28 protein-coding genes and 2 tRNA genes are annotated in these 23,232 nt (G+C 70.2%); 13 read left to right on the top strand and 17 right to left on the bottom strand.

Translation table 11 applies throughout. The features are described from left to right. Positions 1–46 precede the first annotated feature (46 nt). The gene (locus ACFO0B_RS30710; RefSeq protein WP_067654418.1) at positions 47–268 is read left to right on the top strand and encodes a DUF3618 domain-containing protein; all 222 of its coding nucleotides are present in this window, start codon (positions 47–49) and stop codon (positions 266–268) included. A gap of 61 nt (positions 269–329) precedes the next feature. On the opposite strand, the gene ACFO0B_RS30705 is transcribed toward ACFO0B_RS30710, so the two are convergent. After that, positions 330–623, bottom strand: coding sequence for an excalibur calcium-binding domain-containing protein (locus ACFO0B_RS30705; RefSeq protein ID WP_378617019.1), 294 nt, complete (start codon positions 621–623; stop codon positions 330–332). Between the two features lie 163 nt (positions 624–786). Here ACFO0B_RS30705 and ACFO0B_RS30700 point away from each other — a divergent pair, with 163 nt between their 5' ends. Both ACFO0B_RS30700 and ACFO0B_RS30695 read left to right on the top strand, forming a co-directional pair. After that, positions 787–2,844 carry an acyltransferase family protein gene (locus ACFO0B_RS30700; protein WP_378617017.1) on the top strand — a complete coding sequence of 686 codons (2,058 nt, stop codon included), beginning with the start codon at positions 787–789 and terminating at the stop codon, positions 2,842–2,844. 18 nt (positions 2,845–2,862) lie between these two features. Then, positions 2,863–3,318 (top strand): MarR family winged helix-turn-helix transcriptional regulator, encoded by a 456-nt coding sequence (locus ACFO0B_RS30695; RefSeq protein WP_378617015.1) that lies wholly within the window; start codon positions 2,863–2,865, stop codon positions 3,316–3,318. Between the two features lie 3 nt (positions 3,319–3,321). Here ACFO0B_RS30695 and ACFO0B_RS30690 read toward each other — a convergent pair whose 3' ends face one another. The 5 genes from ACFO0B_RS30690 to ACFO0B_RS30670 all read right to left on the bottom strand — a co-directional run bounded on the left by ACFO0B_RS30690 (position 3,322) and on the right by ACFO0B_RS30670 (position 6,250). After that, positions 3,322–3,636, bottom strand: coding sequence for a hypothetical protein (locus ACFO0B_RS30690; RefSeq protein ID WP_378617013.1), 315 nt, complete (start codon positions 3,634–3,636; stop codon positions 3,322–3,324). A gap of 28 nt (positions 3,637–3,664) precedes the next feature. Then, positions 3,665–4,282, bottom strand: a complete 618-nt coding sequence (locus ACFO0B_RS30685; RefSeq protein ID WP_378617011.1) for a transglycosylase SLT domain-containing protein — start codon at positions 4,280–4,282, stop codon at positions 3,665–3,667. Between the two features lie 408 nt (positions 4,283–4,690). Beyond that, positions 4,691–4,990 (bottom strand): hypothetical protein, encoded by a 300-nt coding sequence (locus ACFO0B_RS30680; RefSeq protein ID WP_378617009.1) that lies wholly within the window; start codon positions 4,988–4,990, stop codon positions 4,691–4,693. Between the two features lie 74 nt (positions 4,991–5,064). Beyond that, positions 5,065–5,682: a metallophosphoesterase gene (locus ACFO0B_RS30675; protein ID WP_378617007.1), complete on the bottom strand. Its 618-nt coding sequence runs from the start codon at positions 5,680–5,682 to the stop codon at positions 5,065–5,067. A gap of 361 nt (positions 5,683–6,043) precedes the next feature. After that, positions 6,044–6,250 carry a DUF6011 domain-containing protein gene (locus ACFO0B_RS30670; protein WP_378617005.1) on the bottom strand — a complete coding sequence of 69 codons (207 nt, stop codon included), beginning with the start codon at positions 6,248–6,250 and terminating at the stop codon, positions 6,044–6,046. 488 nt (positions 6,251–6,738) lie between these two features. Between ACFO0B_RS30670 and ACFO0B_RS30665 the strand changes: the two genes are divergently transcribed. From ACFO0B_RS30665 to ACFO0B_RS30645, 5 genes are all read left to right on the top strand, one after another. Continuing rightward, positions 6,739–7,017: a hypothetical protein gene (locus ACFO0B_RS30665; RefSeq protein WP_378617003.1), complete on the top strand. Its 279-nt coding sequence runs from the start codon at positions 6,739–6,741 to the stop codon at positions 7,015–7,017. Positions 7,018–7,845: 828 nt separating this feature from the next. After that, positions 7,846–8,175, top strand: coding sequence for a hypothetical protein (locus ACFO0B_RS30660; protein ID WP_378617001.1), 330 nt, complete (start codon positions 7,846–7,848; stop codon positions 8,173–8,175). Between the two features lie 198 nt (positions 8,176–8,373). Then, positions 8,374–8,718 (top strand): hypothetical protein, encoded by a 345-nt coding sequence (locus ACFO0B_RS30655; RefSeq protein ID WP_378616999.1) that lies wholly within the window; start codon positions 8,374–8,376, stop codon positions 8,716–8,718. A gap of 114 nt (positions 8,719–8,832) precedes the next feature. Beyond that, positions 8,833–9,159: a hypothetical protein gene (locus tag ACFO0B_RS30650; protein WP_378616997.1), complete on the top strand. Its 327-nt coding sequence runs from the start codon at positions 8,833–8,835 to the stop codon at positions 9,157–9,159. Positions 9,160–9,205: 46 nt separating this feature from the next. After that, positions 9,206–9,400, top strand: coding sequence for a hypothetical protein (locus ACFO0B_RS30645; protein WP_378616995.1), 195 nt, complete (start codon positions 9,206–9,208; stop codon positions 9,398–9,400). Between the two features lie 241 nt (positions 9,401–9,641). Here ACFO0B_RS30645 and ACFO0B_RS30640 read toward each other — a convergent pair whose 3' ends face one another. The 3 genes from ACFO0B_RS30640 to ACFO0B_RS30630 form a co-directional block, all read right to left on the bottom strand. Further along, positions 9,642–9,959, bottom strand: coding sequence for a helix-turn-helix domain-containing protein (locus tag ACFO0B_RS30640; RefSeq protein ID WP_378616993.1), 318 nt, complete (start codon positions 9,957–9,959; stop codon positions 9,642–9,644). A 302-nt stretch (positions 9,960–10,261) separates the two neighbouring features. Further along, positions 10,262–11,116 (bottom strand): metal-dependent hydrolase, encoded by an 855-nt coding sequence (locus ACFO0B_RS30635; RefSeq protein WP_378616991.1) that lies wholly within the window; start codon positions 11,114–11,116, stop codon positions 10,262–10,264. Between the two features lie 56 nt (positions 11,117–11,172). After that, entirely contained in the window at positions 11,173–11,733 is a 561-nt protein-coding gene (locus ACFO0B_RS30630) for a TetR/AcrR family transcriptional regulator (RefSeq protein WP_378616990.1), read from the bottom strand. A gap of 144 nt (positions 11,734–11,877) precedes the next feature. Here ACFO0B_RS30630 and ACFO0B_RS30625 point away from each other — a divergent pair, with 144 nt between their 5' ends. Continuing rightward, positions 11,878–12,123, top strand: a complete 246-nt coding sequence (locus ACFO0B_RS30625) for a helix-turn-helix domain-containing protein (RefSeq protein WP_378616988.1) — start codon at positions 11,878–11,880, stop codon at positions 12,121–12,123. Further along, the gene (locus ACFO0B_RS30620) at positions 12,120–12,467 is read left to right on the top strand and encodes a DUF3024 domain-containing protein (RefSeq protein WP_378616986.1); all 348 of its coding nucleotides are present in this window, start codon (positions 12,120–12,122) and stop codon (positions 12,465–12,467) included. Before ACFO0B_RS30625 ends, ACFO0B_RS30620 begins: the two co-directional genes overlap by 4 nt. A 476-nt stretch (positions 12,468–12,943) precedes the next feature. On the opposite strand, the gene ACFO0B_RS30615 is transcribed toward ACFO0B_RS30620, so the two are convergent. Beyond that, a tRNA-Lys gene (locus ACFO0B_RS30615) sits at positions 12,944–13,016 on the bottom strand. A gap of 226 nt (positions 13,017–13,242) precedes the next feature. Here ACFO0B_RS30615 and ACFO0B_RS30610 point away from each other — a divergent pair. After that, positions 13,243–14,457: a L,D-transpeptidase gene (locus ACFO0B_RS30610; RefSeq protein WP_378616984.1), complete on the top strand. Its 1,215-nt coding sequence runs from the start codon at positions 13,243–13,245 to the stop codon at positions 14,455–14,457. A gap of 61 nt (positions 14,458–14,518) precedes the next feature. On the opposite strand, the gene ACFO0B_RS30605 is transcribed toward ACFO0B_RS30610, so the two are convergent. The 3 genes from ACFO0B_RS30605 to orn all read right to left on the bottom strand — a co-directional run bounded on the left by ACFO0B_RS30605 (position 14,519) and on the right by orn (position 15,748). Then, the gene (locus ACFO0B_RS30605) at positions 14,519–14,839 is read right to left on the bottom strand and encodes a hypothetical protein (RefSeq protein WP_378616982.1); all 321 of its coding nucleotides are present in this window, start codon (positions 14,837–14,839) and stop codon (positions 14,519–14,521) included. A gap of 157 nt (positions 14,840–14,996) precedes the next feature. Next, positions 14,997–15,069 (bottom strand) — tRNA-His (locus tag ACFO0B_RS30600). A gap of 52 nt (positions 15,070–15,121) precedes the next feature. After that, a complete protein-coding gene (orn, locus tag ACFO0B_RS30595) occupies positions 15,122–15,748 on the bottom strand; it encodes an oligoribonuclease (protein WP_378616980.1) in 627 nt (208 codons plus the stop codon). 120 nt (positions 15,749–15,868) lie between these two features. Here orn and ACFO0B_RS30590 point away from each other — a divergent pair, with 120 nt between their 5' ends. Beyond that, positions 15,869–17,578 carry a helicase HerA-like domain-containing protein gene (locus ACFO0B_RS30590; protein ID WP_378616978.1) on the top strand — a complete coding sequence of 570 codons (1,710 nt, stop codon included), beginning with the start codon at positions 15,869–15,871 and terminating at the stop codon, positions 17,576–17,578. Between the two features lie 11 nt (positions 17,579–17,589). Here the strand turns inward: ACFO0B_RS30590 and cmrA are convergent, their stop codons facing one another. The 3 genes from cmrA to ACFO0B_RS30575 all read right to left on the bottom strand — a co-directional run bounded on the left by cmrA (position 17,590) and on the right by ACFO0B_RS30575 (position 21,122). After that, on the bottom strand, positions 17,590–18,393 hold the full coding sequence (gene cmrA, locus ACFO0B_RS30585) for a mycolate reductase (RefSeq protein ID WP_378616976.1): 804 nt from the start codon (positions 18,391–18,393) through the stop codon (positions 17,590–17,592). Positions 18,394–18,546: 153 nt separating this feature from the next. Next, entirely contained in the window at positions 18,547–20,574 is a 2,028-nt protein-coding gene (locus tag ACFO0B_RS30580) for an NADPH-dependent 2,4-dienoyl-CoA reductase (protein ID WP_378616974.1), read from the bottom strand. Beyond that, positions 20,571–21,122 carry a PadR family transcriptional regulator gene (locus ACFO0B_RS30575; protein WP_378616972.1) on the bottom strand — a complete coding sequence of 184 codons (552 nt, stop codon included), beginning with the start codon at positions 21,120–21,122 and terminating at the stop codon, positions 20,571–20,573. The genes ACFO0B_RS30580 and ACFO0B_RS30575 overlap by 4 nt, the downstream gene beginning before the upstream one ends. A 95-nt stretch (positions 21,123–21,217) precedes the next feature. Here ACFO0B_RS30575 and ACFO0B_RS30570 point away from each other — a divergent pair, with 95 nt between their 5' ends. Further along, positions 21,218–22,573: an MFS transporter gene (locus ACFO0B_RS30570; RefSeq protein WP_378616970.1), complete on the top strand. Its 1,356-nt coding sequence runs from the start codon at positions 21,218–21,220 to the stop codon at positions 22,571–22,573. Positions 22,574–22,577: 4 nt separating this feature from the next. Here the strand turns inward: ACFO0B_RS30570 and ACFO0B_RS30565 are convergent, their stop codons facing one another. Beyond that, entirely contained in the window at positions 22,578–23,195 is a 618-nt protein-coding gene (locus ACFO0B_RS30565) for a TetR family transcriptional regulator (protein ID WP_332909205.1), read from the bottom strand. Positions 23,196–23,232: the final 37 nt, after the last annotated feature.

Raw genomic sequence — 23,232 nt, 5'->3', positions numbered from 1 at the left:
GTCTGCGCAGGCCCGCGGGCACATCGACCGACAGGAGGCGTGGAACGTGGCAAGGGACACCGAGCGGATCGAGCGTGACATCGAGGCCGCGCGCACGCGGCTGGCAGGGACGCTGGACGAGCTCGCGGTGCGGGCCGATCCGCAGCGGATCGCCGGCGACACCAAGAACCTCGTGCTGGCCAAGCTGAACGAGCCCAAGGTCAAGTACAGCCTGATCGGCGCGGGCGCCGTCGTGGTCGGCCTGGTACTGGTCAAGCTCTTCCGCTGACCCGCTGGAAACGACGACACCCGGTGCCTGCGCACCGGGTGTCGTCGTGTTTTCGGGTCGCTCAGACCGTCGGGCAGGCGAAGCCGTCGCCGTCCGGGTCCAGGTGCGGGCCGTAGCCCGGTTCCCCGCGGAACAGCGGCGCGCGGTTGGCCGCCCTGGCATCGTCGCAGTTGGCGAAGGCGCCGCCCGCGGAACCGGTCTGGGTGAGACCGGCCGAGCCGGTGAGCCCGACCCCGGCATCGATGGCGGAGGACCCGGTTCCGGCGGAACCGGTGGGCACGGCATGGGCGGCCGGAGCCGCGAGGAGCGTAAGCCCCGCGGCGGCAGCGCTGACGGTGAGCCGGCGAACGTTCATGTATTCCTCTGTGGTGTGCTGCGGTGGAGCGGCGTCCGAATCAGACGCCGCCCCCACTGTCGTGAGCCTCCGCCGCGTTGTCAACCGAGCGGCCCGCGAGCTGCGCCGCCCAGGCGCCGCCGATGAATTCCGTCGGAACAACGCGGTGTGATACTCCTTCGACATGCACGACGATCGACCACCGGCTCCGCGTTATCGGCACGACCTGGACGGGCTGCGCGGGGTGGCGATCGCGTTGGTGGTGGTCTTCCACGTGTGGTTCGGCCGGGTTTCCGGTGGTGTCGACGTTTTCCTGGTGCTCTCCGGCTTCTTCTTCACCGCCATGGTGCTGCGCCGCGGCGCCGGCGGCGGGGTCTCGGTGCCCGTGGTCGTCGTGCGCACCCTGCGGCGGCTGCTGCCCGCGCTGCTGGTGGTGCTGGCCTCGGTCGCGGCCTGGGCGGTGGCGACGCTGCCGTACACCCAGTGGACCGAGCTGTCCCGCCAGGTACTCGCCTCGGCGCTCTACTACCAGAATTGGCAGCTGGCCAGTGCCGCCGCCGACTACCTCGCCGCCGATCCCTCGGTGAGCCCGCTGCAGCACCTGTGGTCGATGGCGGTGCAGGGCCAGTTCTACCTGGCCGTGCTGCTGGTGATCGCGTTCGTCGCACTGGTCTGCCGCCGGGTGCTGCGCAGGCCGCGGCTGCTCCGCCCCGCGGTCGGGGCGCTGGTCGCCCTCGGCGCTGCGGCGTCCTTCTGGTATGCCGCCACCCGCCCCGCGGTGCAGCAGGACTGGACCTACTACGACAGCGCGGCCAGGGCCTGGGAACTGCTGGCAGGCGCGTTGCTCGCGGTGCTGCTCGCCTCGGTGTCGCTGCCGACCGGCCGGGTGGCCCGGTTCGTGCGCGCGCTGCTCGCGCTCGGCGGGCTGGCTGCGGTGCTCGCCTGCGGCGTGCTCTTCGACGGGGCGCAGCAGTTCCCCGGCCCGGCCGCGCTCTTCCCGGTGCTCGCCACCGTGGCGCTGATCGTGGCCGGTGCGGGGGAGCGGCCGCCCGCGGTGTCCCGGCTGCTGGCGAGCTGGCCCCTCGTGGAACTCGGCGCCATCGCCTACGCGCTCTACCTGTGGCACTGGCCGCTGCTCATCGGTGCGCTGATCTACACCCGCTCCGGCGGCGCCGGGGTCGGCAGCGGGTTGGTGGTGGTCGGGCTCGCGCTGCTGCTCGCGGTGCTGACCAGGCACGGGATCGAGGAGCCGCTGCGGCAGCGTTCGGACCGGCGGGCCGGGGCGCCGGTGCTGGTGCGGCGCGGCATCGGCGCGATGGTCGCCCTGGCCGGGGTGACGGTGCTCGGTGCGGCGTGGTTCTGGCAGGCCGTGCTCTTCGACAACGAAAGGCCGCTCAGCGCACTGGATCCCGTGGTCTACCCGGGCGCGGACGCGCTCGTCGCCGGGGTCTCGGCGCCCCCGGCTGCGGTCCGGCCGTCGATGCTGGAGGCCCCGCGCGACGTTCCCGCCTCGACCACCGACGGCTGCATCTCGGACTGGCACACCACCGCGGTGGTCACCTGCGACTACGGCGACCCGGACGGCGCGCGCACCATCGCCGTCGTCGGCAACTCGCACGCCGAGCACTGGCTCACCGCGCTGGACGCCATCGGCCGGGCGCGCGGCGTGCGGATCGCGGTCTACCTCAAGATGGGCTGTTCGCTGAACCTGCGCGAGGACTCGCTCTACCGCGGCGAGCCGATCTCGGATTGCCGCGACTGGTCCCGCGCGGTGCTGGACCAGCTCACCGTCGACCGCCCGGACTGGGTCTTCACCACCGCCACCGCCCCGATCTGGCCGGTCGGCGGCGACGAGGTGCCGCAGGGGTTCGTCGAGGTGTGGGGTGCGCTGGCCGAGCGCGACCTGCGGGTGCTCGCGGTGCGCGACACCCCCTGGCTGCGCACCGCGTACGGCCGCTACCGCGCGGTCGACTGCCTGGCCGCGGGCGGCACCGCGGAGGGCTGCGGCATGCTGCGCGCCGACGCGCTCGCCCCGGTCAACCCGGCGCTCGAGCCCGCCGCCGAATTCCCGAACGTGCACCTGCTCGACCTGAGCGACGCGGTGTGCGGGCCGCAGGTGTGCCGGGTGGTCGAGGGCAATGTGCTCGTCTACCACGACGAGCACCACCTGACCGCCAGCTACGTCCGGACCCTCACCCCGGAGCTGGAGCGGCAGATCGGCGCCGGGACCGGGCTGTGGTGAGCGCTCTAGGATGCGGGGATGGTCCGATGGCTCTCCGATGACGAACAGACCACCTGGCAGGCCTTCATCCGGCTGAACCAGCGGCTGGACGCGGCCATCGCGCAGGGGCTGGCCCGGCACGGATTGTCCACGCCGGACTACGAACTCATGGTCGCGCTCTCCGCCGCGCCCGACGGCGCGCTGCGCGCCAAGGACCTGGCGGCCGAGGTGTGCTGGGAGAAGAGCAGGCTCTCCAAGCACCTGGCCCGGATGGCAGGCCGTGGGCTGATCGAGCGCAAGCCGGTGGCCGACGACGCCCGCGGCGTGCTCGTCGTCCTCACCGAGCAGGGCAGGAGCACGCTGGAGCTGGCCGCGCCGAGCCACGTCGAGCTGGTGCGCAGGCTCTTCGTCGACGCGCTCAGCGCGGACGAGGCGCGCTCGCTGCGCTCGCTCGCCGCCAAGGTGGTGACCCGCTCGGAGGCCGAGGTGCGGTGACGCTCAGTCCCACGGCCGCACCGGGGGTTTGACCCACAGGAGCTTCTCGTCGGCGTGCGGCCTTCCGGCCGCCGGGTGATCCGGGTGCCTGGCGGCCCAGGCGTCCTTCTCGGCCAGCAGCGCGGCGGCCACGTCCCAGGTCTCGTCGGTGCTCGGCGGGTTGGTGCCCGCCGCCCGCGCCAGCTTGCGCCGCGTGGCGGGGCTGAGGGCGCGCAGCTCGGCCGCGGCGATATCGCGGTCCCACAGGTAGGCGGCGAGCGCGCGGGCCTTCTCCGCCCGGCTGCGGGCGGCGTGATCGGTGTGCGTGTAGTCGGGCATCGCGGACATTATGGCGAGCCCCACCGACTCAGTACGCGCCGTGCACGTTGTCCATCGAGCCGTAGGTGTGCGCGGCGTAGTTGCAGGCGGCCACGATGTTGGCGACCGGGTCCCAGACGTCGAACGGCGTGCCGGGGACGTGGAACTTGGCGAAGGTCGGGTCGATCACCTGGAGCAGCCCCTTCGACGGGATGCCCGCGGCGGCGTTCGAGTCGTAGAGGTTGATCGCCCGCGGGTTGCCGGTCGACTCGCGCATGATGTTGCGGTGGATCGACTCGTAGCTGCCCGGGATGCCGTTGGCGTGCATGACGTCGAGCGCCTGGCTGATCCAGCCGTGCAGGTTGTCCGGGTAGAACGCGGTCGCGGCCCGCATCTCGGCCTGCTCCACCAGCGGCGCGGCCTCGGGGGCCGGTAGCGCGGCGGCCACCGCCTCGACGGCGGGCTCGGGTGCGGGCTGCGCGGCCTGCGCCTGCTCGGCGACGGGCTGCTGGTCGGCGATCAGGGCGATGCGCGACGGCACGCTGTTGTCGGCCACCGAGACGGCGGAGGACGCGCAAACGGCGACCACCCCGGCGGCCGCGACCGCACCGGTGATGCTCTCGCGCAGGGTGGGGCGCCGCAGGGTGGACAGACGTGAGTCGGGCATGCGAATTCGATTCCTTGCTTCGGTCGGTGACGAGCCCCGCACCCGATTCCGGGCAGCACCGATCGACCGGCCGCTCGGCCGGTTTCGCGATCGTGGTGCGGGGTTTCCGGTGTCTCCGGACGATGTGCTCTTGTCGGGTTCTGTTGTGGGGGAACTGCGTCCCGGACGCGACGGCCGGTGAATGTCGCGCCAACTCCTACTCGAACGGAGCGTGGCCACTCGGGCCAGATTGCAGAATGGTCACGGAAGGTTAACGGAAGGTGAACAGAACTCGCCCGGGCGGGGCCGAGGCGCGATCTTTTCCAGCACCCGTGCCGGAAAATCCGCCTTGACCGGGGTGGATAGCGCTAAACGCCTTGTGCGTAGCGTCACAGAATTACAACGGCGGCGATTCGTGTTTCGCCGGTGTCAGCCCCGCAGACCGAGATCGCCGGCGAGCCCGAAGCCGGGCGTATCGATCCGGATCGGCACCACCGGCGCGGCCTCCGCGACCCAGAATTCGCAGTGCCCGCTCGGCGCGATCACCACCGCGCGGCCGTCCGTGGCCTCCGGGCTCTCCTCGACCCGCACCGGCGGCACCTGGACCGGCGCGAAGCACGGGGTGCGGTTCTGCGCCGGGTCGAGCCCGGATCCGTTCGCCGGCTGCCCGTGGTCGGGCGCGAGCGGCGCCGCCTCCGCGCTCCCCGTCGCGAGGCCGCTCGCGATCACCCCGGCCGCGATGATCCCGCCACGATTCGAATGGCCCGATTCTCGCCGCGCCGCGAGCGTTGCGTTCGGGCTCTCTACGCCGCGCTCATCTGCCCGGCGACCCAGGCCCGGGTGACCGGGCGCAGGTCGTGCGCGTCCAGGCCGACGTGAATCTGGCGCCCGCGCACCTTGATCTCCGAATGCGTGTGCCCGTGCAGCAGGAACTGCCCGATATCCGGCACCCGCCACTCCTCGAACCGGTTCTCCGGCGTGTGATCCCCGTCCGGGTCGAAGCGGAACGGGAAGTGCGAGAGCGTCACCCGCTGCCCGCCGATCTTGTGCACCGCCGTCTGCTGCACCGAGGTGAAGCCGCTCGCCAGGTAGATCGCCTGCCAGGCGGCAGCACGGGAGCGCATGGGGTGGCACCCGTCGTGGTTGCCGGTGATCAGGTGCTTCTCGCCGGGGCGGCGGGCGATCCAGTCCAGCGCCGCGGTCTCCTGCCGCCTGCCGCCGACCGAGATGTCGCCGAGCACCCAGATTCGGTCGTCCGGGCTGACGAGCGCGTCCCAGCGGCGGGCGATTTCGTCGTCGTGCGCGGGGATGTCCGGGAAGCCGCGCAGGCCGGAGAGAAGACGATGGCCGATATGCAGATCGGCGGTGTACCAGTCGATCACATCGGCCTCGTGAGTTGAATCGTGGTGCCATCGGGTCATTCCGCTCGGCTACTCTACCGGCGGAATGTGCAGACCCCCGCGGCCGCTAGCCGCCGCCGCGGTGGTCGGCCAAGGGGCGGCGTTTGGGGCTCGTTACGGTAGGGCTGTGGGTGATGTCGTGCAGCGCGAGGTCGATACGGGCCTCGGTAGCCGCGCGCTCCTGGCGGTCGCGCTCGCGGCCGGCGGCGAGGTAGTCGCCGATCGCCGCGCTGAGCCGCTGCAGCGCCCGTCCCGGCCGGGCACGTGCCCGAGATCCTTGACCGCGGTCGCGAGCTGTCGGTAGCGCTGTTCGAGGCTGTCTATCTGTTCCCCTCGGAATGATCGGTGCGCACCGGACTCCTCCACCCATGCCGGGCCGAGGTCAGGCGGCGGTGTCGAACAGCGTCAGCTCGATGGGCTCGTTCGTATCGAACAGGGTCAGAGCGGCGGCCGCGCGGTGCTCGGCGCGCTCGTGCACCGCGCAGGTCGGGCCGATCCCCTCGGCGACCGAGCTGGCCGAGAGCAGCCAGCCACCACACCGCCGGCAGTGCGCCACCAGCTTCACCACGGGACCTTCGCCGTTGTTCACGACATCCCTCCTGCTGCTCAGGGTGCTCTTGGACGCAGTGTCGCACGCGGTACCGACATCATCCGGTGATGGTTCGGTCGAGCGGATCACTGATCCGGCAGGAGGCATCGCGGCCGACGGGCGGTGGAGGGGTGCGCGGGTGCACCGCGAGGAGGCGGAGCCGGGGTCCTCGCCTCGGCCGCGACCGCTGACCGACGAAGAGCAGCGCCCCGATCATCACCGCGATGATCGGGGCACTGCTGGTGAGCGAATCAGGCGTACTGCGTCGGCCCGAGCGGCCAACCCCAGTGCAGGTTGAACAGATTGCCCCAGTAGTACGGGATTCCGAACATGTGTGGCTCCTCCTGCTCGACTCAAATGGGCAGTCTCGAGAGTAGCGACGTTCGCGGCGCCAGGGGATCTGCCAATCGACTGACCAGCCATGCCGTTGTCCTCGGCAGCCGGTCGTGAGGTCGCCGCGGTCAACGCGGTCTCCAGCGCGACCGAACGTGGCCACTCAGCGGCTCTGCCGGCCTCCGGCAGCTGCCACCACCCGGCGCCGATCAGCAGGACGACCCGAGCAGTCCGATCGGCCCCTGCTCGCTCTCGGCACTGAGATCAGCAGCCTCGCCGGGGCACCGGCGGCGACCGGCACCGAAGCACCCACCACCAGCGATGAGCCTGCCAGCGGCGACGAGGAGCTCGCGGCGCCGACCGGCACCGGCACGCCCGCTGATGCCGAGGCGGTCATCGACGCCACCGAACCAGCCCAGCGCAACGAACCCTGACCTCGGCATCAGCGATGACGCGGGCCTGCCCGAAGGACCGGCCGGGCCCCTGCAGCAGGACGAAGCCTCGACCGCAGACTCTCAGGTCAGCGATTCTGCTGGTCCCGGAGAGGGGCCGCAGGAGCCGAGGACCCCACAGGCGACAGGTGCTGTACCCGGCACCGGCGCAGCGATCTCAGCTCCGGCTCACCTCGCCGCGGCGGGCCTCGACGCCGACAGAAGACCCGTCGCACCGTCGGCGGGACCCTCGGGAATCGACCCCCGACAGTCCGCACCGGCTGAGACCAGCACGTCGATGAAATTCGACAGCATCGAGAATCGCCACTTCCGATTCTGGAGGCAGCCGACACTCGCGTCGAAAGAAAGGGCGCCCGAAAAATGGAAACCGGATGAATAGCTGGCGCTCTTCACCCGCCGGAAAGCTGTGCCACCAGCTCGTCGGAAGTTCACGACTCACAGAAAGGAATTTATCCGTTGGCCGATCGCCGCAGTATGCATCGCAACCGCCGCCGCGGGGAGCGCTGGTCGGCGTCGGCATCGATATTCTGCGAGACGTCGCCAGCGGCGGCAACCAGCCGACTATGTGGTCGACGCTGCCGTCCGCCGCGTCGGCGGAGCCAGTGGGAATGGTCTGGAAGGCACGTCCGGGACCGCTGAAGAAGCAGGCGATCGCCCTCGTCGCCGCGGCGGTCGTCAAGTACGTCCGATCGACTGATATAAGATCCGCAGTGGTGCGTCGGGAGGCTTCCGGTCTTTTGACGCAGACTCAAACAACGAAGTATAACCGGGGGCGAAGTGCGTCCACTGATATTGGCGCTCATTTACGCGATGATTTTTCTTGCCTGCTGCTACATGGCGTCGAAAGGCTACCGTGGGCTGGCGACAAGCAGGTCCGAGGGCTACGGGGAAGACCTGCCCGATCACCTGCTGACCGACCCGAACTGCCGCAAGAAGATCAACAAGATGGTCTTTCTATGGGCCAGCGCAGCCGCCGTGCTCTGCCTGCCCGCGATCGGTTACCTCGCCTATATTCTCGCCGATCCCGATCGGCGGCTCTCGACATCCGTCCTCGTCCTGCTGACGGTCTACGGACTGGCCGTCGCGATGATCGCCGGATACCCCCTGGAGAAGATCAAGAGCTACGGTAACCCCGCGTAGCCGACCCGGGTGTACTGGTGACGGAGAGACATCGGGGAGCACCGACGTCGCGACCACCGGGCGATGCAGCCCGGCTGCGGAGTACGGGCTCGGTCCTGCAGGATATGGGAAACCGTGGCGAGCGCACCGACTACGTCTGGACTGCGGTGGCCCCGGTCGGCGGACGGAGGGCGCTCCATCGTGCAGTACACCTACCTCATGCTCTTCTTCTACGGAGCGGTCTGCGCCATCGGTGTCGCGCAGGCGATCGCCGGATACGCCGAACTGGCCGGCGGCAAGAACCTGGGGTACGGCATCGAAGTCCCCGGCGAGTCCGATCCCGAAGGCCGGCAGAAGGCGCACTCGGTACTCGCCTCCTGGGGAACCCTGACCGCCATCCTCAGCCTGCCCCCGCTGATCCCGATCCTCGATGAACTCAGCGCAGACCCGCAGGCGGGCATGCCGACCTCGGTCAAGATCCTGCTGACTGTCTACGGCATCGCGCTGATGGGCGCGATGTGGTACCCCTTCATCAAGATCTGGCGCCTGAGCACCACCGGATAGCGCTCCCGATCGGGGAGAGCGCCCGAACCGGTCCTCGGCAGACTCGCCGTCGCCGACCGCCTCGACCTGCGGGCCGCACTCGCCGACCTGTTTCTGCAGTGCATCCCTGTGAAGGTGTTGCACGCCGGCGCCGCCGACGAGCACACCGAGCGCAGCCTCATCCCGGATCTGGCGCTCGCACTCGTGGAGGACCGGCGCCGCGACATTCCCAATGCCCGCGACGGCCGGCCGCGGGTGGTCGATGCCGGCAAGCGCCGCGCGATCCTGGCCCGCCACGCCGATGGCGAGTCGCTGCGCGAGATCGCCCGCGAAGTCGGGTCTGCGAGGGGCAAGGTGATGGAGATCCCGGCCGGGGCGACCTGCGTCGCGCTCGACAACCCCGAGCAGCGGGCCGAGTGCCCCGAGGAGGCACGCGCTCACCCGGGCGGGACGGTAGTTTGAGCCGATCAGGATGTGAAGCCGAGATCCGCTACGGCACAGGAGCATTATGGCTGACCGATGGTACTTCTGGTGCGGCGTGCTCGCGTTCGCCGCGCTGACCGTAGCGGCTGTCGAACTCGTCCGGAACTCCGGCTCACCATTCGTGCTGGTTCTCGTTCTCGGATCACTCGTCGTGCTCGGGGCGAGCCTGATCCGCCGCCGTGCCGACTCCGGTATCGGCAGCAGGCACCCCGGCCCTTAGGCGAAGGACACCGCCCCGTGCGCCTCGGGCCCGCCCTCCCACAGGCCCGAGGTGCTCGTGCTCGCTGCATCGGACACCCCGGGTCGCCGGGTGCCGGACGGGGGCGTGCGGCAGCTGCGGTGCTGCGATCGGCACAACGCGGCCGAGGTCTCGCGATGTTCCGAGGGCATTCGGTGTCGCGCCAAGGGTGAGGGCAGGGAGGTAGACGGGTAGCGCGGCCTTCTTGCCCCTGCAGCGGCGGTCACGGGCTCGGCAGCAGGGTTTCCGCGGCTTCGGCGAGGTAGCGGTACAGCGTCGCCCGCGAGACCCCGAACGCGGCGGCAACCTGGTCGACGGGCTGACCCTCGCGCAGCGCGGCCCGGGCCATGGCCGGCTGGGGCGAGTCCCGTGTGGCGGGCACCGCGAGCGTGTGATCGGTGGGCAGCACGGCGACCGAACACGAGGGGTGCACACCGGGGGTGAGCTTGCCGATGGTGTCGTCGGTGCCGATACGCAGCACAGGCCGGGCCTCGCCCTCGGCCACCGACTCGGCGAACGAGGTCAGCAGCCCCGCGATCACCGCGTTACCGGCGCCCGCACGACGATCGCCGGCACCGCCTCCATCATGCGAAATCCTCCCCACTCCCGCTCACGAACCAGGCCGACACCACACCACCGACCTGGTGGACCCGCACGACTCAGCCGAAACCCCGCCCCGCAACGTCATTCGAACTGCCGACACCCCGCTGGCGGCCGAGCACTCGTGCGCCTCCCGAGGACCTGCCTCCGGTTCGAGCCGGAGGAGCACGAAACTGCCATCCTCGCCGACGCCAGCAGCCGTTGTCTCAGTTGCCCAGTCGGTGAGCGGATCTGCGGTGATGGTCAGCGCAGGTGATCAACGAGCGTGCCTTCTTCGCCGAACAGTTCTGCGGTCCAGTACTCCAGCAGTGCCGTGTTGTCGGTGTCGTCAGGGTGGAAGCCGTTCTTGCTGTATGCCCCGACCCGCCGCTGGACGGCGCGCGTCAGGAACGGTGAGTGCGGAATGGCGGCGAGACTGCGTACCAGCCGAATCGGGTTGTAGGCGGCGCGGTCGCCGAGCAGCGACAGCGTGGTGTTGACGACGACTCCAGTCGCGAAGGAGATCGAGATGCCGCGCATCGCCCAGATGCGGCGGCGTTCGGTGCCGCCGACGGCACGGTAGACGTCGAAGGCGACGGACCGGTGTTCGGATTCCTCGATCGCGTGCCACAGCAGCATCGACCGCACCTCGGTGGACCCGAGCAGTGCCTGGGCTCGCTCGTCGCCGAGCAGTGTCTCGGCGAACACCGCGGTGAAGTGCTCGAGTGCGGCCGTGATCGCCAGACAGGTCAATGGAGAGAGGAAGCGCTCGTACCTGGTCAGGATGCGGCGTGTGGTGCGTTCTCCTCGCCGGGTGGGGTAGCCCATTTGGTGCAGGCGCTCGTTCAGTGCGCGATGCGCGCGACCGTGGGTGACTTCCTGGCCGATGAATCCTTGAACCTGTGACTCGAGTTCGGAATCGGTGATTTCACCGGCGAAGCGGCGGACCGAGCGGACGAAGAAGTCCTCCCCCTCGGGGAACGTGGCCGAGAGATTCGCGATGACGTGACTCATCACTAGGTCGCCGTCGACGTAGTGACGATCGAGTGTTCCTGCGGGATAAGCAAATTTGATACGACGGGCACGCACGACCCGTCTGGTCGGATCGGTGGTGTTCATGGAGGTTCCCCCTCGATTGTTGCCGATGGTCGATAGCTGTCGCGACGAAAGGCCATTCATCGGCCGCCGCTCGGTGATCGGGTGGTCGCGCCGAGGTGGACACGGAGCATCGCCTTGAAGGTGTCGAGGATCTCGCTGGTGCGCAAGGGCTCGTACCCGGGGATCGATTGTGATGTCGACAGGCCGGCGAGCAGCGCGTAGACGAGGTGCAGCCCTATCTCCATGTCGAGCTTGCCCTGGGCATTCTCGGTGGTGGGGAACAGTTCGGCGTAGACCCGTTCGCTGGCCATCATGAACTGCCTGTCAAGCTCAATCATGGGGGCCGCCAGGTCCGGATCGGTCCTGGCGGCAACCCACAACTCGTGCCATGCGGTGAATGTGGGGCGTGCGTACATCGACCACAGCAGATCGATCGCCGCGTCGAGCCTGTCCGCCCCGGGATCCAGATCAGCCATCAGCAGCCCGTAGTCCTCGATCCGGCGACCGAAGGAGTGCGCCACCGCACCGGTCAAAAGATCGGCCTTCGTGGGGAAATGGTGCAGCAGCGCACCCAGCGACACCCCCGCGCGGTGGGCCACCTCTGTCGTGGTGGTGGCTTTGAACCCGACCTCGACCAAGGCATCGAAGGTCGCGTCGAGCAGAGCGCGTCGGGTGTCTGCTGTCCGCTCTGCCTGCGTTCGCCTGATACGAGGTGATGGCACACCTCAAGCGTTACACGCAAACAAGAAACCGTCAATGTTTATTGTAAGTTCGGCTGGAGCATGTGGGAGGAGATCTCGCGGGGGATCGCCGCGGGCTGGCCGGCCCGGGTGATCGCGCGCCGGATCGGCAGGACGGCCTCGGCGGTGTGTCGGGAGGTCGCCCGCAACGGTGGCGGGGGGCATCGGCCTGTGGTCGCCGACTCCGCGGCGTTCGAGCGGGCACGGCGCCCGAAACCGAGCAAACTCGCCACCGACTCGTTGCTGCGTGGAGTGGCCCGGTCGGCTTGCGATGATCGGAGACCATGAGCGCCCGTGGACTTCCCGACCTCGACGTTGTTCGCGTGCAGCGGTGGTGCGCGAACCAGGTGCCCGAGCAGCTGCGCGGTGAGATCCGCGTCGAGTGCGACGTCGCACCCCGGCATCTGACGATCTGCGAATGCCGGCCGCCCTGGTGCGATGACCTCGGCCCGGAGTGGACCAGATTCCCCATCGCCCGCCTGCACCACACCAAAACCACCGGGCTCTGGACGCTGTACTGGCGCGACCGGCACCAGAAGTTCCACCGATATCAGCACCTGGCCCCCAGCCCGCACGTCCAGGACCTGCTCGACTACCTCGACGGCCGAGCCGACCCCATCTTCTGGGGCTGACCCACCGGCTGCCCTCACGATGCACCGACCGGTTGAGACCAAGACCGATTATTGAACACTCCGGCAACGGTCAGCTATCGCGTGCTGGGCGCCTTCCACACTGATGCAATGGGCGAGATCGCTGGGTGATCCGGGGCCCATTGCCGCCGCGTGCTGGCTGGCTGCCATCGGCCAGCTCGGTCGCCGAGGGAGTCGGCCTGACGTTGCCGGTGCACGAGCGCGCTGGGCTGGCACTGTTCGATCCTGCCGCGCTGCCGCTGTTCGACATCGCCGCTCGGTCGCGTACCACCGCGCCGAACGATCGGGGTGATGCGGATGATCGACGGGGACCTGCAGCCTCCGGACAGGTGAAGCCTGGCAGTCGGATCGGCGTGCACGTTTCGTTGGATGATGAACGGCCAATAGCGATGTTTGTGATCGTCCAGTAGAACGAAACAAGCCCAACCGCTAGGTTGGGCTCGACCTGGTGATTTCGGTGCGCCATCAGGGACTTGAACCCCGAACCCGCTGATTAAGAGTCAGCTGCTCTGCCAATTGAGCTAATGGCGCGTGCTCCGTGTGTTCTCGGTGCGAGAGAGACAGTAACAGGCCGGGGGGTGGAAAGTGAAATCGGTATCCGGCGTCCCCGCGCGCCCACGCTGACCTGCTGTTAACGCTTTCGCGGCCGACCGCGATCCGCAGGGAGGTGCCGTGTGCGAACGGGGCCCGGTCGAGCACGGGCCGGCCCGTTCTGCTGGCAGAATGACAGAAGAGGTCATCGGGAACGGGGTTGGACATGAGAAGTGATCGAGGGCGGCGGCCGATGCGGAAGCGCGCGTCCGTGCCCGTGGTGGTGCTGTCCGTGCTGGCGTTGGCGCTGTCGGCGTGCTCGACCTCGTCGGGTGTCTCCGAGGCGGACGCGGTGCCGATCGACCGCAACCCGATCACCGAGTTGATCAAACCCAAGCTGGTGTCCCCGGTGAAGGACGGCGACAAGGGCGTCTCGCCGGCCATGCCGATGACGTTCCAGGTGAACGACGGCAAGTTCACCGAGGTCACCCTGCAGAACAATCAGGGCAGGCCGGTGAACGGCACGCTCTCCCCGGACGGCCGCACCTGGCAGACCGCGGAGGTGCTCGGCTACGACCGCACCTACACGATGCAGGCCAAGGCGATCGGGCTCGGCGGCGCGCAGACCGCCGCTGTGAGCTTCACCACCAGCTCGCCGGACAGCCAGACCAAGCCGTACCTGAACGTCGCCGAGGACGCGGTGGTCGGCATCGGGCAGCCGGTCGCGATCCAGTTCGACGAGAACATCCCGGACCGCAAGGCCGCGCAGGACGCCATCACCGTCACCACCACCCCGCCGGTCGAGGGCGCCTTCTACTGGGTGAACAACCGCGAGGTCCGCTGGCGGCCGGAGCACTTCTGGGCGCCGGGCACCAAGGTCGAGGTCAAGGTGAACGTGTACGGCCGCGACCTGGGCGACGGGCTCTTCGGCCAGGAGGACGCGAACACGCACTTCACCATCGGCGACGCGGTGATCTTCACCGCCGACGACAACACCAAGCAGGTGGTGGTCGAGCGCAACGGCGAGGTGATCCGGACCATGCCGACCTCGATGGGCAAGAGCAGCACCCCCACCGACAACGGCGTCTACATCCTGGCCGACCGGCACGAGCACATCATCATGGACTCCTCCACCTACGGCGTCGCGGTGAACTCGTCGGACGGCTACCGGACGCCGGTGGACTGGGCCACCCGGATGTCCTACAGCGGCATCTTCTTCCACTCGGCGCCGTGGTCGGTGGGGCAGCAGGGTTACTCGAACACCAGCCACGGTTGCCTGAACCTGAGCCCGGAGAACGCCCGCTGGGTATACGAGAACGCCAAGCTGGGCGATATCGCCATCGTCAAGAACACCGTGGGCGGCACGCTCTCGCCGGTGGACGGCCTCGGTGACTGGAACATGCCGTGGGCGCAGTGGAAGGCGGGCAACGCCGACGTCTGACCCACGCCCCCGATGCGAAAGGCCCCCGGATTCCGGGGGCCTTTCGCGTGGGCGGAGGGTGTCAGGGGATGACCGGCCCGGCGGTGCCGGGACAGGTCAGGTTGCGGTTCATCGCGCTACCGATCGCGGCGCAGAGCAGCGGCCCGCCGAAGAGCAGGCTCTCCAGCGCGGTCGCCGAGCCGGTGCCGGACGAGCCGGTGGTGGTGGCGCCCGCGGAGGAGCCGGTGTCGAAGGCAGCGGCGGAGCCGGTGCCCGCGTTCAGCTGAACGGGCTGCACGGCACCGCCGGCGACGGCCTTCGGGGCAGGGGCCGCGGCCGCGGTGGCCGGGACTCCGGCGAGCAGCGTGGCACCCGCGACGGCGGCGAAAACTGCGGAACGCATCACAGGCGGATCGTCTTTCTGTCGAACGGAGCGACATTCCGACGACGCCGCCCCGAACGGGGAGTCTACGGAGTGAAAAACGTTTCTGTCACATGGTTGCCGCGTACTGGCAGAAAGGGAAAGGGCCCGGGAGCGAAACGCTCCCGGGCCCTTCTCGGGTGAGTGACGGGGCTCGAACCCGCGACTTCCAGGATCACAACCTGGTGCTCTACCAGCTGAACTACACTCACCATCGCCGGATATCCGGCGCGCTCGATAGTAGCGTGCCTTGCGCCGGAACCACTAATCGCCCTGGCCCCCGGGGGTCCGCGGGCCGTTGAGCTCGGCAGTCACGGCGGCGATCTCGGCGCTCGACGGGCCGGGCGGCGCCACGAACGCGGTGCGCCGGTAGTAGTCCAGCTCGCGGATGGACTCCTTGATGTCGGCGAGCGCGCGGTGCGCCAGCCCCTTCTCCGGCTGGCCGAAGTAGACCCGCGGGTACCAGCGGCGGCAGAGCTCCTTGATCGAGCTGACGTCGATCATCCGGTAGTGCAGGTGCGCGTCCAGCTCGGGCATGTCCCTGGCCAGGAAGCCGCGGTCGGTGGCTATCGAATTGCCTGCCAGCGGCACGGTGCGCGGGACGGGCACGAACTCCCTGATGTAGGCGAGCACCTGCTCCTCGGCCTCGGCCAGGGTGACGGCGGAGGCGCGGACCTCATCGGTGAGCCCGGAGCGAGCGTGCATCTCGGTGACAACCGGCGGCATGGCGGCGAGCGCGGCGTCGTCGGCGTGGATGACGATGTCGATTCCCTCACCGAGCACGTTGAGGTCGCTGTCGGTGACGAGCGCGGCCACCTCGATCAGCTTGTCGCTGTCGAGCCGCAGCCCGGTCATCTCGCAATCCATCCACACCACAAGTTTGTCCGACATCCGAGCACCATAACGCGGGCGCCGCACGCACCGGTGACGCCACGGACCGGAGCGGCGCGGATAGAGTGTGTCCCGGTTCGCCCCGGAGTTGCCATGGTTTCGAGTACAGGAGGACACGCGATGACGACCCCGCAGCAGAGGGCCGCCGCGGCGAGGCGGGCCGCCGACGAGGCGGCGCGGGTCGCGGCCGAGGCGGTCGCCGCGGCGGAGGCGGCGGAACTCGAGGTGGCGCTCGGCCAGCCCGCGGTGTCCAGTGCGTCGGCGGTGGCGGGCGAGGTGGCCGCGGTCGAGGCGGCGAACGCGGGGTACGCCGTCGGGGGCGAGCCGGGCGCGGCGCGCGAGATCGCGGCGGGGTACGCGACCGACGGCGCGGCGATCACGCTCGGCACGGTGCTGGTGGACGGCGTGGTCGCCGCCGAGGCGGTGGTGCGGCTGCCGCTGCGCACGGTGAACCGGCACGGCCTGGTCGCGGGCGCGACCGGAACCGGCAAGACCAAGACGCTGCAGGGGCTGGCCGAACAGCTCTCGCGCGCGGGCGTCCCGGTGGTCATGGCCGATGTGAAGGGCGATCTCTCCGGGCTCGCGGCCAGGGGCGAGCGCACCGAGCGGCTCACCGCCCGTGCCGCCGAGACCGGCGCGCGGGACTGGGCGCCGGAGGAATTCCCGGTCGAGTTCGTCTCGCTCGGCACCGCGGGCATCGGGGTGCCGATCCGGGCCACCATCACCTCCTTCGGCCCGGTGCTGCTGAGCAAGGTGCTCGGGCTCAACCCGACCCAGGAGTCCACGCTCGGGCTGATCTTCCACTGGGCCGACCGCAACGGCCTCGCGCTGCTCGACCTCAAGGACCTGCGCGCGGTGATCACCCACTTGACCAGCCCGGACGGCAAGGCCGAGCTGGCGGGTATCGGCGGCGTCTCGACGGCAACCGCGGGGGTGATCCTGCGCGCCCTGGTCAACCTGGAGGCCGAGGGTGGCGACACCTTCTTCGGCGAGCCGGAGCTGGACCCGGCCGACCTGGTGCGCCGGGTGGACGGCCGCGGCGTGATCACGCTCTTCGAGCTGGGCGAGCAGGCGGCGCGGCCGGTGCTCTTCTCCACGTTCCTGATGTGGGTGCTGGCCGAGCTGTTCCAGACCCTGCCCGAGGTCGGCGACGTGGAGCGGCCGGAGCTGGTCTTCATCTTCGACGAGGCGCACCTGCTCTTCGCCGACGCCTCCAAGGCGTTCCTGGAGCAGGTGGAGCAGACGGTGAAGCTGATCCGCTCCAAGGGCGTCGGCGTCTTCTTCTGCACCCAGCTGCCCGCCGACATCCCGAACGCGGTGCTCTCCCAGCTCGGCGCGCGGGTGCAGCACGCGCTGCGCGCCTTCACCCCCGACGATCAGAAGGCGCTGGCCAGGACGGTGCGCACCTACCCGCGGACCGAGGTGTACGACCTGGAGTCCGCGCTGACCTCGCTCGGCACCGGCGAGGCGATCGTCACCGTGCTCTCCGAGCGCGGCGCGCCGACCCCGGTGGCCTGGACCAGGATCGTCCCGCCGCGCTCGCTCATGGACACCATCGGCGCCGAGGCGATCCGCTCCCACGCGCTCTCCTCCGGGCTGCACGGGAAGTACGGGCAGACGGTCGACCGGGAGTCGGCCTACGAGATCATGGCGGCGAAACTGGCCGCCGCGCAGCCGGAGCCGGTGCCCGGCCGCGCCGAGCGGCCGGGCGAGTCGGCGGCCGACCGCATCCTGAAGAACCCGGCTGTCAAGAGCTTCCTGCGGTCGGCGGCGAGCGCCGCGGGGCGGGAGATCAGCCGCTCGATCTTCGGGACCCGCAAGCGCCGCTGACCGCTCGGGCCTTAGCTCCCGAGCTTGCGGTAGAAGGCGCCGGCGACCGGCGCGGTGACGGCGCGCGGGCCGTACTGCCCGGCGACGCTCATGCCCTTGCTGATCAGCCCGGGCACCACACGCATCTTGTTCTTGGCCAGCGCGTCCAGCGAGACCTTGGCGGTGTACTCGGAGGAGACCCACATGAAGCCGGGCACCAGCCGGTCCACGATGGAGGCATCGGCCGGGTCCGGGATCTCGGTGCGCACCGGGCCGGGGGCGAGCAGCGTGACGTGCACGCCGGTGCCCTTGAGCTCGCCGCGCAGCGACTCGGAGAAGGTGTTGGCGAAGGCCTTGCTGGCGGCGTAGGTGGTGTTGTTCGGGATCGGCATGTTGCCGGCCGCCGAGCCGCTGATCAGGATGCCGCCCGCGCGGTTGGCCAGCATGCCGGGCAGCACCGCGAGGCTGAGGTCGTGCACCGCGACGGCGTTCAGCTCCAGCTGGTCCCGCTCGTAGGCCGGGTCCAGCTCGGCGACCGCGCCGAAGGTGGCGATGCCCGCGTTGTTGCAGAGCACCGCGATGTCCCGGCCGGCCAGCTCCTCGGTGAGCGGCGCCCGCGCCGCGCGATCGGCGAGGTCGACCGCGCGCACCTCGGCGGTGATGCCGTGCTTGGCGGTGAGCTCGTCGGCGAGCGCGGTGAGCAGCTCCTCGCGCCGCGCGACGAGGATCAGCGAGTAGCCGCGGGCGGCGAGTTCGGCGGCGAGCGCCGTGCCGATGCCGGAGGAGGCGCCGGTGACGACGGCGCGGTTGTCGGGGGTGGGGGAGGGCAGGCTCACCCGGGTGAGCCTAGGGGATGCGGGGCCTGGTCCCGAGCCCCCGGCCGATCCGGTCGATGTCGGCGGCCTGCGGTCGGCGGCTCTGCACTGTCACTCGGCGCAAGCGCCGTTCGACTGATCGTTGCCGCAGTGAGCCAGTCCGGCGATGCGGGATCAGAGCTGCGCGGCCAGGCGGGTGCCCTGGTCTATGGCGCGCTTGGCGTCGAGTTCCGCCGCTACGTCGGCGCCGCCGATCACGTGCAGGGTGACGCCTGCGGCCCGCAGCGGGTCGGCGAGTTCGCGGACCGGCTCCTGACCGGCGCAGATCACCACGGTGTCCACCGGGATCAGGCGGGGGCGCTCGCGCTTGGGGCCGAAGCTGATGTGCAGGCCGGCGTCGTCGATGCGCTCGTAGTTCACCCCGCCGATCCGCTCCACCCCCTTGGCCTTCAGCGCGGCCCGGTGCACCCACCCGCTGGTCTTGCCGAGCGTGGCACCGAACGGACCCGACTTGCGCTGCAGCAGCACCACATCGCGGGCGGCGGGCGCGGGGCGCGGCGTGGTGAGCTGTCCGGGCAGCTCCTCGTCGAGACTCACCCCCCACTCCTCCTTCCACTCGTCGAGCTTCAACGTGGGATGACCATCGACGGTGAGGAATTCGCTGATGTCATAACCGATGCCGCCCGCGCCGATCACCGCGACCCGCTCGCCGGGGTGCTTCTCCGCGCGCACCAGTTCGGCGTAGGAGATCACCATCGGGTGGTCGATGCCGGGGATGTCCGGGATCCGCGGCCGCACCCCGGTGGCCAGTACCACCTCGTCGTACCCGCCCGCGATCAGCTCGGCGGCCGTGACCCGGCGGCTCAGGTGCACCGTGACGCCGGTGACCTCGAGCATCCGGGTGAAGTACCGGATCGACTCGTCGAACTCCTCCTTGCCCGGAATCCGCCGCGCCAGATCGAACTGGCCGCCGATCCGCTCCTCGGCCTCGAAGAGCTCGACGGTGTGCCCGCGCTGCGCCAGCGCGACGGCGGCGGCGAGCCCGGCTGGCCCGGCGCCGACGACCGCGACCCGCTTGCCGCGCCGGGTCGGCAGCAGCGTCAGCTCGGTCTCGTGGCAGGCGCGCGGGTTGACCAGGCAGGAGACGGTCTTGTGCCGGAAGGCGTGGTCGAGGCAGGCCTGGTTGCAGGCGATGCAGGTGTTGATCTCGTCCGCCCGGTCGGCCGCGGCCTTGCGCACCCAGTCGGGGTCGGCCAGCAGCGGCCTGGCCATGGAGACCAGCGCGGCGTCGCCGCGGGTCAGGATCTCCTCGGCCACCTCGGGCATGTTGATCCGGTTGGAGGCGCAGACCGGGATCGAGACGGCCCGGGTGATCCGCGCGGTGAACTCGGTGAACGCCGCGCGCGGCACCGAGGTGACGATGGTCGGCACCCTGGCCTCGTGCCAGCCGATATCGGTGTTCAGGATGTCCACCCCGGCGGCTTCGAGTTCCCGTGCCAGCGCGGTGATCTCGGTGAGCGTCTGCCCCTTCTCCACGAACTCGGCCATGGAGAGCCGGAAGAGCAGCAGGAAGTCGCTGCCCACCTCGGCGCGGATCCGGCGCACGATCTGCACCGCGATGCGCTGCCGGTTCGCCGCCGAGCCACCCCAGCGGTCCGTGCGCCGATTGGTGCGCGGCGCGAGGAACTGGTTGAGGAAATACCCCTCGCCGCCCATGATCTCGGCCCCGTCGTACCCGGCGAGCCGGGCCAGCCGGGCGCAGCGCACGTAGTCGTCGATGGTGCGCTCGATGCCGCGGGCCGACAGCGCGCGCGGCCGGAACGGGTTGATCGGCGCCTTGATCGCGGAGGCGGAGACGCTGGCGGGCCAGTACGAGTAGCGCCCGGCGTGCAGGATCTGCAGCGCGATCAGCCCGCCCGCCTCGTGCACCGCGGCGGTGACCTCGCGATGCCGCAGCGCCTCGGCGGTACTGGTCAGCTTGGCGCCGAGCGGGAGCAGCCAGCCGGTGCGGTTCGGCGCGTAGCCGCCGGTCACGATCAGCCCGACCCCGCCGCGCGCGCGTTCGGCGAAGTACGCGGCCAGCCGCGGGATATCCCGGGCCCGATCCTCCAGCCCGGTGTGCATGGACCCCATGACCACCCGGTTGGGCAACGTGACGTGCCCGAGGTCGAGCGGCTCGAGCAGGTGCGGGAAGCGAGTCATGCGGGTCCGGCCTTTCCCGGGCGCAGCGCCCGGAGTACTTCGTCGCACCAGTCGACGAACCCGGCCTCGACGCGGATGCCGCCGCGCAGGACCAGGTACTGGTGCAGGGTGGTGCCGGAGAGCTGCTCCGGCGCGGGGAAATCGCGCTTCTCCAGCATCCGGAAGACCTCGAGCCGGGCGGCGTGCTGCTCCCGGTGCCGCTCCACCTCGACGCAGAGCGCGGCGACGTCGCCGTGCGCGGCGCCGCGGATCTTCACGCCGAGTTCGTTGCGCGGCATGCCGGTGTCGGTGGGCTCGGCGATCCAGCGGGCCAGCTCGGCCCGGCCCGCCTCGGAGACGGCGTAGACCTTCTTGTCCGGCCTGCCCGCCTGCGGCACCGATTCGCCGACCACCCACCCGGATTCGGCCATCCGCTTGAGTACCCGGTAGATCTGCTGGTGCGTGGCGCGCCAGAAGTAGCCGATGGACTTGTCGAAGCGCCGCGCCAGTTCGTACCCGGAACCGGCCCGCTCGGTGAGCGAGACCAGCAGGGCGTGCTCGAGGGCCATGCCGGAAGGGTAGTCGTAACACCGGGTACTATGCAATTGAGTGCATAGGGCGTTTCGCCGCGATTCCCGGCCCCGACCCGGATAGGCTGCCCGGTATGACGGAGGTGAACGCCCGGGCCACCGTCGGTGGCGCGGCCACGCGCGGACAGGTAGTGGCCTGGGGGCTGTGGGACTGGGGCTCGTCGGCGTTCAACGCCGTCATCCTCACCTTCGTCTTCTCGGTGTACCTCACCGACACGGTCGGCGACGACCTGCCCGGTACCACCTCGGCCAGCGCCTGGCTGGCCTGGGCGCTCGCCGCGGGCGGGCTGGTGGTGGCGCTGACCGCCCCGGTCAGCGGGCAGTACTTCGACGCGGCGGCCGGCCGCAAGCGCGCGCTCGGGGTGCTCACCGGCCTCACCGTCGCCTGCATGACCGGCATGTTCTTCGTGCGCGATGATCACAGTGACCTCTGGCTCGGGCTGGTGCTGCTCGCCTTGGGCGCCGCCTTCTTCGAGCTGGCGAATGTGCCCTACAACGCCATGCTGCGCCAGGTCTCGACGCCGCGGACCATCGGCCGGGTCTCCGGCTTCGGCTGGGCCATGGGGTATTTCGGCGGGATCTTCCTGCTGCTGATCTGCTACTTCGGCTTCATCGCCGGGGACGGTGACAGCCGCGGGCTGCTCGGCATCCCGACCGACGACGGGCTGAACATCCGCCTGGTGGCGATATTGGCCGCGGTCTGGTTCGCGGCCTTCGCGCTGCCGGTGCTCTTCGCGGTCCCCGAACTGCCGCGCACCGACGCCGACCCGGGCGCCGCCGACGCCGGGCTGGTCGGCTCGTACCGGGTGCTCTGGCGCGATCTGCGCGAACTCTGGCGCGCCGACCGCCGCACCGTGCAGTTCCTGCTGGCCAGCGCGGTCTTCCGGGACGGGCTGGCCGGAGTCTTCACCTTCGGCGCGGTGCTCGCGGTGAACGTCTACGGCATCGCCGACTCCGATGTGCTGCTCTTCGGCGTCGCCGCGAACGTCATCGCCGCGATCGGCGCGGTGGCCGCGGGCCGCTTCGACGACACCATCGGGCCGAAGCCGGTGATCGTGGTCTCGCTGGCGGGCATGGTCGTCTGCGGGCTCGCGCTGCTGCTGGTGTCGGGGCCGGTGCTGTTCTGGGTGTTCGGGCTGCTGCTCACCGCGTTCGTCGGGCCCGCGCAGGCGGCGGCGCGCTCGTTCCTGGCCCGGCTCGCCCCGCCCGGCCGGGAGGGGCAGCTGTTCGGGCTCTACACCACCACCGGGCGCGCGGTGTCGTTCCTCGCGCCCGGGCTGTTCGGGCTCTTCGTCTGGATCTTCGACGCCGACCGCGCCGGCATCGTCGGGCTGGTGCTCGTGCTCGCGGCCGGGCTGCTCGTCCTGCTCCCGGTGCGCAGCCCGGACCGGGCCGAGGTGGCGGAGCCGCCCGACGCCGAGGAGTACTGAGCGCTCAGCCCCGCGGCGGTTTCCAGGAGCCCATGCCGACGCCGATCAGCGTGACCTTGCGCACAGTCAGCTCCACGATCGCGGACTCCTCGCGCTCCGGCACCGAGACGAACGCGGCGATTCCGTCCGAGACGGTGGCCACGAGCAGCTCCGCCGCGATCTCCAGATCGTCGGAGCTCCAGGTGTCCAGCGTCGGCACCCGGGAGAGGTCGGTGACCAGCTCGCGCACGATCAGCTGGATCTCCAGCGCGATCGCGCCGCGGATCACCGCGGAGCCGCCGTGCCGCTCGCGCGCGAAGAAGCCGAACAGCTCCCGCTTCGCGCGCACCTGATCGAAGACGAAGCGGACGATCTCCGACAGCTGCGTTCCGGAATTCCGTCTGACCTCGCGCAGCGCCAGCCGCAGCGCCTTCACCCCGTCGTCGACCAGGGCTCGGCCCAGATCGTCGAGGGAGGGGAAGTGGCGGTAGAAGGCGGTCGGTACGATTCCCGCCGATCGGGCGATCTCGCGCAGGCTGAGCGCGGCGAAACCCCGCTCGGCGGCGAGCGTGAGCGTGCCGTCGAGCAGTGCCTGTCGCGTGCGCTCCTTGCGTTCGCCCCGGGTGGCCGCCTGCTCAGTCACATCGCTGAGCATACATGCGTTCACCATGACATCCTCG

Source organism: Nocardia jiangsuensis (assembly GCF_042650385.1).
GTDB lineage: Bacteria > Actinomycetota > Actinomycetes > Mycobacteriales > Mycobacteriaceae > Nocardia > Nocardia jiangsuensis.
This window is presented reverse-complemented; position numbering and strand designations above follow the sequence as displayed.

Bases quoted from the DNA above. Each gene is read 5' to 3' on its own strand.
- ACFO0B_RS30705 (WP_378617019.1), bottom strand. From the start codon at position 623: ATGAACGTTCGCCGGCTCACCGTCAGCGCTGCCGCCGCGGGGCTTACG.
- ACFO0B_RS30700 (WP_378617017.1), top strand. From the start codon at position 787: ATGCACGACGATCGACCACCGGCTCCGCGTTATCGGCACGACCTGGAC.
- ACFO0B_RS30695 (WP_378617015.1), top strand. From the start codon at position 2,863: ATGGTCCGATGGCTCTCCGATGACGAACAGACCACCTGGCAGGCCTTC.
- ACFO0B_RS30690 (WP_378617013.1), bottom strand. From the start codon at position 3,636: ATGCCCGACTACACGCACACCGATCACGCCGCCCGCAGCCGGGCGGAG.
- ACFO0B_RS30685 (WP_378617011.1), bottom strand. From the start codon at position 4,282: ATGCCCGACTCACGTCTGTCCACCCTGCGGCGCCCCACCCTGCGCGAG.
- ACFO0B_RS30675 (WP_378617007.1), bottom strand. From the start codon at position 5,682: ATGACCCGATGGCACCACGATTCAACTCACGAGGCCGATGTGATCGAC.
- ACFO0B_RS30660 (WP_378617001.1), top strand. From the start codon at position 7,846: ATGATTTTTCTTGCCTGCTGCTACATGGCGTCGAAAGGCTACCGTGGG.
- ACFO0B_RS30655 (WP_378616999.1), top strand. From the start codon at position 8,374: ATGCTCTTCTTCTACGGAGCGGTCTGCGCCATCGGTGTCGCGCAGGCG.
- ACFO0B_RS30645 (WP_378616995.1), top strand. From the start codon at position 9,206: ATGGCTGACCGATGGTACTTCTGGTGCGGCGTGCTCGCGTTCGCCGCG.
- ACFO0B_RS30635 (WP_378616991.1), bottom strand. From the start codon at position 11,116: ATGAACACCACCGATCCGACCAGACGGGTCGTGCGTGCCCGTCGTATC.
- ACFO0B_RS30625 (WP_378616988.1), top strand. From the start codon at position 11,878: ATGTGGGAGGAGATCTCGCGGGGGATCGCCGCGGGCTGGCCGGCCCGG.
- ACFO0B_RS30620 (WP_378616986.1), top strand. From the start codon at position 12,120: ATGAGCGCCCGTGGACTTCCCGACCTCGACGTTGTTCGCGTGCAGCGG.
- ACFO0B_RS30610 (WP_378616984.1), top strand. From the start codon at position 13,243: ATGAGAAGTGATCGAGGGCGGCGGCCGATGCGGAAGCGCGCGTCCGTG.
- ACFO0B_RS30605 (WP_378616982.1), bottom strand. From the start codon at position 14,839: ATGCGTTCCGCAGTTTTCGCCGCCGTCGCGGGTGCCACGCTGCTCGCC.
- orn (WP_378616980.1), bottom strand. From the start codon at position 15,748: ATGTCGGACAAACTTGTGGTGTGGATGGATTGCGAGATGACCGGGCTG.
- ACFO0B_RS30590 (WP_378616978.1), top strand. From the start codon at position 15,869: ATGACGACCCCGCAGCAGAGGGCCGCCGCGGCGAGGCGGGCCGCCGAC.
- ACFO0B_RS30580 (WP_378616974.1), bottom strand. From the start codon at position 20,574: ATGACTCGCTTCCCGCACCTGCTCGAGCCGCTCGACCTCGGGCACGTC.
- ACFO0B_RS30575 (WP_378616972.1), bottom strand. From the start codon at position 21,122: ATGGCCCTCGAGCACGCCCTGCTGGTCTCGCTCACCGAGCGGGCCGGT.
- ACFO0B_RS30570 (WP_378616970.1), top strand. From the start codon at position 21,218: ATGACGGAGGTGAACGCCCGGGCCACCGTCGGTGGCGCGGCCACGCGC.